The organism is Kitasatospora sp. NPDC101447, from assembly GCF_044767225.1.
Taxonomy (GTDB): domain Bacteria; phylum Actinomycetota; class Actinomycetes; order Streptomycetales; family Streptomycetaceae; genus Kitasatospora.
This window is the reverse complement of sequence record NZ_JBIWNL010000009.1, coordinates 22,846-29,806: the sequence shown is the minus strand read 5'-3', so window position 1 is coordinate 29,806 and position 6,961 is coordinate 22,846. Positions and strand designations below refer to the sequence as shown.

Sequence of the window (6,961 nt, the reverse complement as noted above, 5' to 3'; positions counted from 1 at the left end):
GGGGCAACCTGGGGCTCGGCCGGGGGGGGGAGGCCCCCGCGGCGCCCCCCGGCGGGACGCTCGGTCTGGGTTTACCCCCAACCCCCGGCGGGGGGGGGGGGCCGGGGCCCCCGCCCCCCCCCCGCCACGGCTCCCGTTCCGGCCACCCAGGCCGGAACCTACGCAAGAACAGGAGGGGGGACAGGAATGCGCGTCACCCTGCTCACCGAGGGGACGTATCCGCACCAGCACGGCGGCGTGAGCGTCTGGTGCGACCAGCTCGTTCAAGGCATGCCGGACGTCGACTTCGACGTCATCGCTGTCACCGGAACCGGCCACGAAGCACTGGCCTGGGAGTTGCCCGCCAACGTCAAGTCGGTCACGACCGCTCCGCTGTGGGGCCCGGCCTCCGAGGCCAGGGCACCCCGCGGCAAGGAGCTGCGGCGCTTCCTCAACGCGTACGAGCGCTTCCTGCACTCCATCCTCGACCCGGTCTACACCACGCACTTCGGCACCGAGCTGTACGGCTTCGCCGACCTCGCCCGGCGCGGGCTGCTCAGCCCGGCGCTGCGCAGCGAGCGCGCCCTGCGCACCCTGCAGCACGTGTGGACCCGGGACTACCTGCCCACCGCCGTCTCCCGGCCCACCCTGCACGACGCGCTGAACGCGACCGACCTGCTGGAGCACGCCCTGCGGCCGCTCGCGGTCGAGCCGCCGAAGGAGGGCGTCGCGCACGCGGCCAGCGGCGGCCTCGCCACCCTGCCCGGGCTGATCGCCGCCCAGCAGTACGGCGTACCGTTTCTGCTCACCGAGCACGGCATCTACCTGCGCGAGCGCTACCTCGGCTACCGCACCGGCCCGTACCGCTGGCCGGTCAAGGCGCTGCTGCTCGGCTTCTACCGGATGCTCGCCGAGGAGAGCTACCGGGTGGCCGCGCTGGTCACCCCCGGCAACCGGTACAACCGGCGCTGGGAGGAGCGCGGCGGCACGCCGTCCGCGCACATCCGCACCGTTTACAACGGGGTCGACCCGGCGGCCTTCCCGCCGGCCGGCCCCGAGCCCGACACCCCGACCCTCAGCTGGGCCGGCCGGGTCGACCCGATCAAGGACCTGGAGACGCTGATCCGGGCCTTCGCCATCGTCCACCGCGAGATCCCCGAGGCGCGACTGCGGCTCTTCGGGGGCACTCCCAAGGGCGGCGAAGCGTACCGGGACGGCTGCATAGCCCTGGCCGCCGAGCTCGGCATAGCCGAGTCGGTGGCCTTCGAGGGCCGCGTCGCCGACATCACCGACGCGTACGCGGCGGGCAACGTGGTCATGCTCTCCAGCATCAGCGAGGGCTTCCCGTTCACCCTGATCGAGGCGATGTCCTGCGGCCGCGCGACCGTCTCCACCGACGTCGGCGGCGTTCGCGAGGCCGTCGGCGACACCGGTCTGGTCGTCCCGCCGCGCGAGCCCGAGCCGATGGCCGCTGCCGCGATCGAGCTGCTGCGCGACGCCGAACGGCGCGCCCGGCTCGGCGAGGGGGCCCGGCTGCGGGTGATCGAGCAGTTCACGCTGCGCCAGAACATCGACGGCTTCCGCGGCATCTACACCGAACTCCTGGGCACCTCCCGCTGGATGCCCGGCGGCATGGTGGCCGTCACCGACCAGGCCCCCAGCCCCGACTGGGGCCAGCAGCTCACCTCCTCCCGGCCCGAGCCGAGCGAGGTGGGCGCGTGAGCGCGCGAAGCGAGAGAACCATCAAGAGGTGCGTGTCCCGCGAAGCGGCCGCCGAGCGCTGCGAGGTGGACGCATGAGCGGTCCTCTGAGACTGGTTCCGGACGAGGGCGGCTCCGAGCGGACGATGCAGCTGCGCACGCTGCCGCTCAAGCTCCGCCGTCCCGCCCCGACGGACCCCGAGCCCGGGCCCGAGCAGCAGCTCGACCTCTCCGCGGACCCGCTCGACGAACTCGCCGAGCGCCTGCGGGACGTCTGCGCCGACGCCGTCCACCCGTACGAGATCGCGGCCTTCCTGGAGTCCGACGGTCTCTCGGACGAGCAGGCGGCGCTGCTGTACGGCCGCCCCGACGCGTTCACCGTCGCCGAGGAGCTGTTCGAGAAGGTCGAGCGCCGCTACCCCGGCCCGAGCTCCGAGTTCGCCAACCCCTGGCGGGCCGACCCCTGGCGCTGCGTGGTGCGCGGCCTGGTGTTCGCCCTGCCCGGCCTGGGCTACCTGCTCGGCGCCAACCTGTTCGCGACCACCCGGATGCGCTTCGGCCTGCCCTCGGGCATGCTCGCGCTGTCGATCGCCACGCTGGTCAGCTGGGGCTTCAACCAGGCCCTGGCGCACCGTGCGTACCGCTGGCTGAGCCGGCTGCGCCGCCGGGAGGCCGCGGTCTGCCTGGCGGTCGGCGCACCGCTCGGCGCGCTGATCGCGGCCGCTGCCGCGTACGTGGTGGGCGGGCCGCTCGGGGCGTTGTGCTTCGCCGCCGGGCAGTCCTGCTACCTGGCGGCGGCCACCGTGCTGCTGGTGCTCGGGCGGGAGAAGTTCCTGCTGCTGGCGCTGGCCCCGGCCTCGGTCGGCGCGGGCGTGGTGCTGGCGACCGACGTTCCGCAAGCGGTGCGTACGGTCGTGCTGCTCGCCTCGGTGCTACTGGCCGTCGGGCTGGCCGTCCGGGAGCTGTTCCTCTGCGTCCGCCGGGGCGAACGGGAGTCCGTGGCGCTCAAGCTGCCGCTCCGCCAGGAGGTCCCGCACCTGCTGTTCGGCCTGGCCTGCGGCGCGCTCACGCTGATCGCCGGCCTGGGCACGACCATCCACCAGGCCGTGCAGACCGGCGGCCACGCCCCGCAGGGGGCGGCGACCGCACCGACCGGACCGGCCATGATCGCGCTGACGCTCAGTCTCGGCCTCGCCGAGTGGCTGCTCTTCCGCTACCGGGCGATGGCCGTGGCCGCCCTGCGCAGCAGCCACACCACCGGCCAGTTCACCCGCCGCACCGGCGGGATCCTGCTCGGCTGCCTCTTCATCTACCTCACCACCGTGGCCGCGCTGGACGCCGCCGCGACCGTGCTGTGGCCCGGCGCCCCCGCGCTCGGCGTGCCGCAGCTCGGCGCGATGCTGCTCCTCGGCGGCTCGCTCTGGCTGGCGCTGCTGCTGAACGCCTTCGGGTTCAGCTGGAGCACCGCCCTCATCTGTCTGGCCGCCGCGGGTGCCGAGAGCACCGGGCTGCTGACCGGTGTGGATCCGATCGTCCTGCAGCTCATCGGCTGCGGGGCGGCCGCCGTCGTCCTCACCTCCATCGCCGGGCCCGCGCTCGGCCGCACCACCCAGCACCGCTGAACCACTTCCGAATCACACCGAAAATCCCGCACGCCTCCTTGCGTGCACCGTCGTACCCGTTTGACCCGAAACACCCACCCTGACCAACCGGCGGCCGACCACCACAGAGCGTCCGGCCCGCCACGGCAGATCGAGAAAGCGAACCCCGCATGAGCAGCGTCGCGGTTACCGGAGCCGAGGGCTTCATCGGCTCCCACCTCGTCGAGACCCTGGTCGCCGACGGGCACCACGTCCGCGCGATGGTCCAGTACAACTCCTTCTCCTCCTTCGGGTGGCTGGAGACCCTGTCCGAGGAGGTGCTGGACTCGGTCGAGATCATCCTCGGCGACGTCCGGGACCCGGGCTCGGTCAACGGCCTGGTCAAGGGCACCGAGGCGGTCTACCACCTGGCCGCCCTGATCGCGATCCCGTACTCCTACCGCGCCCCCCACTCGTACGTGGACACCAACGTCACCGGCACCCTGAACGTGCTGGAGGCGGTGCGCCACCTGGAGATCCCGCGCCTGGTCCACACCTCCACCAGCGAGACCTACGGCACCGCGCAGACCGTGCCGATCACCGAGGACCACCCGATCAACACCCAGTCCCCGTACGCGGCCTCCAAGGCCGGCGGGGACCGGCTGGCCGACAGCTACCACGCCAGCTTCGAGACCCCGGTCGTCACGCTGCGCCCGTTCAACACCTTCGGCCCGCGGCAGTCGATGCGCGCCGTCATCCCGACCGTGATCGCCCAGGTCGCGGCCGGCCAGACCGAGATCACCCTCGGCGACCTGCGCCCGACCCGCGACTTCATGTTCGTCAAGGACACCGCCAACGCGTTCCGCACGGTCGGCACCGCGTCCGCCGAGTCGGTGGTCGGCCGGACCTTCAACGCCGGTACCGGCGGCGAGATCTCGGTCGGCGACCTGGTCACCCTGGTCGGCAAGCTGATGGGCGTCGACCTGGTGGTGAAGGAGGACGAGCAGCGCATCCGTCCGACCAACTCCGAGGTCATGCGCCTGGTCGCGGACGCGACCCGGCTGCGCGAGGCCACCGGCTGGGCCCCGCAGTTCAGCCTGGAGCAGGGCCTGGAGCAGACCATCGAGTTCTTCCGCGACCCGGCGAACCTGGCGCGCTACAAGACCGACATCTACAACGTCTGACCGCCTTCGCGTTCATGCTCGTCCTGGTAACCAAGGTTCGTGTACTGCACATCCTTTCCGTGGGGGAAACACCATGCATGCAGTGATCCTGGCCGGCGGCAAGGGCGTTCGTCTCCGCCCCTACACCACCGCGCTTCCCAAGCCGCTCGTTCCGATCGGCGACCAGCACGCGATCCTGGAGATCGTGATGCGCCAGCTCGCCGCGGCGGGCTTCCAGTCCGTCACCCTGGCCATCGGCCACCTCGGCCACATCATCCGCGCCTACGTCGGCAACGGCTCCCAGTGGGGCCTGCGGGTCGGCTACGCCGTCGAGGACAGCCCGCTCGGCACCATGGGCCCGCTGCTCACCATGCAGGACCGCCTGCCCGAGCACTTCCTGGTGATGAACGGCGACATCCTCACCGACCTGGACTTCGCCGGGGTGCTCAAGCACCACGAGGCGTCCGGTGCCCCGCTGACCATCGCCACCTACGCCCGCCAGGTCAAGATCGACTTCGGCGTGCTGACCACCGACTCCGGCGCGATCACCGGCTTCCAGGAGAAGCCCAGCATCGACTACCGCGTCTCGATGGGCGTGTACGGCGTCTCGCGCTCGGCGCTCGCCAAGTACACCCCCGGCCTGCCGCTGGGCTTCGACGAGCTGGTGCTGGACCTCCTGGCCGCGAAGACCCCGCCGGCCTCGTACGAGTTCGGCGGCTACTGGCTCGACATCGGCCGCCCCGACGACTACGACCGGGCCAACGCCGAGTTCTCGACCATCCGCCCGGTCCTGATGCCCTTCGAGTCGGCCGGTGTCGCACCGGGCGTCGCGGAGCTGCCGATCCCGGCCGCCCGCACCGCCGCGAGCGACTCCGCCGACGAGCCCGCCGCCGCGGGCGCCGAGAGTGACGGACGTGCCGCGTGAGAATCCTGCTTCTCGGCGCCGACGGCTTCCTGGGCCGTCACGCCACCGCCGTCCTGCGGTCGCTGCCCGACGCCACCCTGCTGACCGCGGGCCGGCGGCCCCACCACGACCTGCGGCTCGACCTGGCCACCGCCGAGGTCGGCCCGCTCGGCGAGGAACTGGCCGCACTGGCCCCCGACGCGGTGGTCAACTTCGCCGGCGCGGTGGCCGGCAGCGCGGTCAAGCTCGCCGAGGTGAACGCGCGCGGCCCGGCGGTGCTCTGCGAGGCGCTGGAGCTCGGCGCCCCGAAGGCCCGCCTGGTGCACATCGGTTCGGCCGGCGAGTACGGCGTCTGCGACCAGGGCAGTTCGCTGCCCGAGGACGCCGACGCCCGCCCCGTCGGCGTGTACGGCGCGACCAAGCTGGCCGGCTCCCTCGCGGTGGCCGGCTCGCCGCTGGACGCCGTGGTGCTCCGGGTGTTCAACCCGGTCGGCCCCGGCGCCCCGGCCGGCTCGCTGGCCGGCCGGCTGGCCGCCGAGCTGCGCCGGGTGGCGCCCGAGGGCGCGGACGGCGTGGTCACGGTCGGTGACCTCTCCGCCTACCGCGACTTCGTCGACGCCCGAGACATCGCCAAGGCGATCGGCCTGGCCGTCGCGGCCGACGGCCCGCTCCCCCGGGTGCTCAACCTCGCCTCCGGGCAGGCCAAGCAGGTCCGGGCGATCGCCGACGGACTGGTCGCCGCCGCCGGGTTCACCGGCCGGATCGACGAGAGCGGGGTGGGTTCCGAGCGCTCGACCGCGGTCTCCTGGCAGCAGGCCGACGTCTCGGCCGCCGCCCGGGCGCTCGGCTGGCACCCGGAGACGGACCTCGCCGACACCCTGCGCGACCTGTGGCTCGCCACCCCCGAGCCCACGCCGACCCCGGTGGTCGCATGACCACCGGGCACCTCCCCGACGGCCGCCTGCTGGTGCCGCTGTACGTCCACCCCGCGGTGGACCCGGCGGCCTGGCGGGCGGTCGCCGCCGCCGACCCCACCCGGATCGCCGCCGTCGTGCTCAACCTCGCCGACGGTCCGGGCGAGGTCCCGGACGGCGTCTTCGCCGAGGCCGCGGAGGAACTCCGCGCGGCTGGGCTGCCGTTGGTCGGGTACGCCGACACCGACTACGGCCGCCGACCGCACGCGGCCGTCGTCGCCGACATCCTGACGTACCGCCAGCGCCACGGCATCACCGGCGTCTACCTCGACCAGGTGACCACCCATCCGGGCGCGTTGGCGCACTACCGGCGACTGGCCACGGCGGCCCGCGCGGCCGGGTGCGGCACCGTGATCTTCGGTCACGGCGAGCACCCCGATCCCGGGTACGCCGAAGTCGGCCTGGCCGACCTGCTGGTCACCTTCGAGGGGGACTGGGACACCTACCGTGCGATGACCCAACCGCTGTGGACCGGCCGGCACGCGTCCTCCCGGTTCTGCCACCTGGTCTACGACGTCCCGCCCGAGCACGCCCAGGACGCCACCGCCCTGATCGCCGCCCGCCGGGCCGGCGTCGGCTGCGCCGTCCCCGGCGCCGGGGAGAACCCCTGGCGCACCCTGCCGTACGGTCTGACCGCCGCCGAACTGACCTGACCCGACTC

General features: G+C 73.3%; 5 protein-coding genes and 1 pseudogene. All 6 read left to right on the top strand.

The genetic code is table 11. The annotated features are described in order from the left end of the window. The first annotated feature begins 186 nt into the window (after nucleotides 1–186). The gene (pelF, locus tag ACIRST_RS15675; protein ID WP_402802774.1) at nucleotides 187–1,701 is read left to right on the top strand and encodes a GT4 family glycosyltransferase PelF; all 1,515 of its coding nucleotides are present in this window, start codon (nucleotides 187–189) and stop codon (nucleotides 1,699–1,701) included. A gap of 73 nt (nucleotides 1,702–1,774) precedes the next feature. Beyond that, on the top strand, nucleotides 1,775–3,301 hold the full coding sequence (locus tag ACIRST_RS15670) for a hypothetical protein (protein WP_402802772.1): 1,527 nt from the start codon (nucleotides 1,775–1,777) through the stop codon (nucleotides 3,299–3,301). Between the two features lie 149 nt (nucleotides 3,302–3,450). Beyond that, a complete protein-coding gene (locus tag ACIRST_RS15665) occupies nucleotides 3,451–4,443 on the top strand; it encodes an SDR family NAD(P)-dependent oxidoreductase (protein WP_350519716.1) in 993 nt (330 codons plus the stop codon). Between the two features lie 73 nt (nucleotides 4,444–4,516). Next, nucleotides 4,517–5,218 (top strand): annotated as a pseudogene (locus ACIRST_RS15660) (NDP-sugar synthase); the annotation flags it as partial. Nucleotides 5,219–5,343: 125 nt separating this feature from the next. Beyond that, nucleotides 5,344–6,261 carry an NAD-dependent epimerase/dehydratase family protein gene (locus ACIRST_RS15655; RefSeq protein ID WP_402802771.1) on the top strand — a complete coding sequence of 306 codons (918 nt, stop codon included), beginning with the start codon at nucleotides 5,344–5,346 and terminating at the stop codon, nucleotides 6,259–6,261. After that, nucleotides 6,258–6,953: a spherulation-specific family 4 protein gene (locus ACIRST_RS15650; protein WP_350519714.1), complete on the top strand. Its 696-nt coding sequence runs from the start codon at nucleotides 6,258–6,260 to the stop codon at nucleotides 6,951–6,953. Before ACIRST_RS15655 ends, ACIRST_RS15650 begins: the two co-directional genes overlap by 4 nt. The last annotated feature ends 8 nt before the right edge of the window (nucleotides 6,954–6,961 follow it).

Coding starts and splice junctions, on each gene's coding strand:
- ACIRST_RS15650 (WP_350519714.1), top strand. CDS start 6,258: ATGACCACCGGGCACCTCCCCGACGGCCGCCTGCTGGTGCCGCTGTAC.
- pelF (WP_402802774.1), top strand. CDS start 187: ATGCGCGTCACCCTGCTCACCGAGGGGACGTATCCGCACCAGCACGGC.
- ACIRST_RS15670 (WP_402802772.1), top strand. CDS start 1,775: ATGAGCGGTCCTCTGAGACTGGTTCCGGACGAGGGCGGCTCCGAGCGG.
- ACIRST_RS15665 (WP_350519716.1), top strand. CDS start 3,451: ATGAGCAGCGTCGCGGTTACCGGAGCCGAGGGCTTCATCGGCTCCCAC.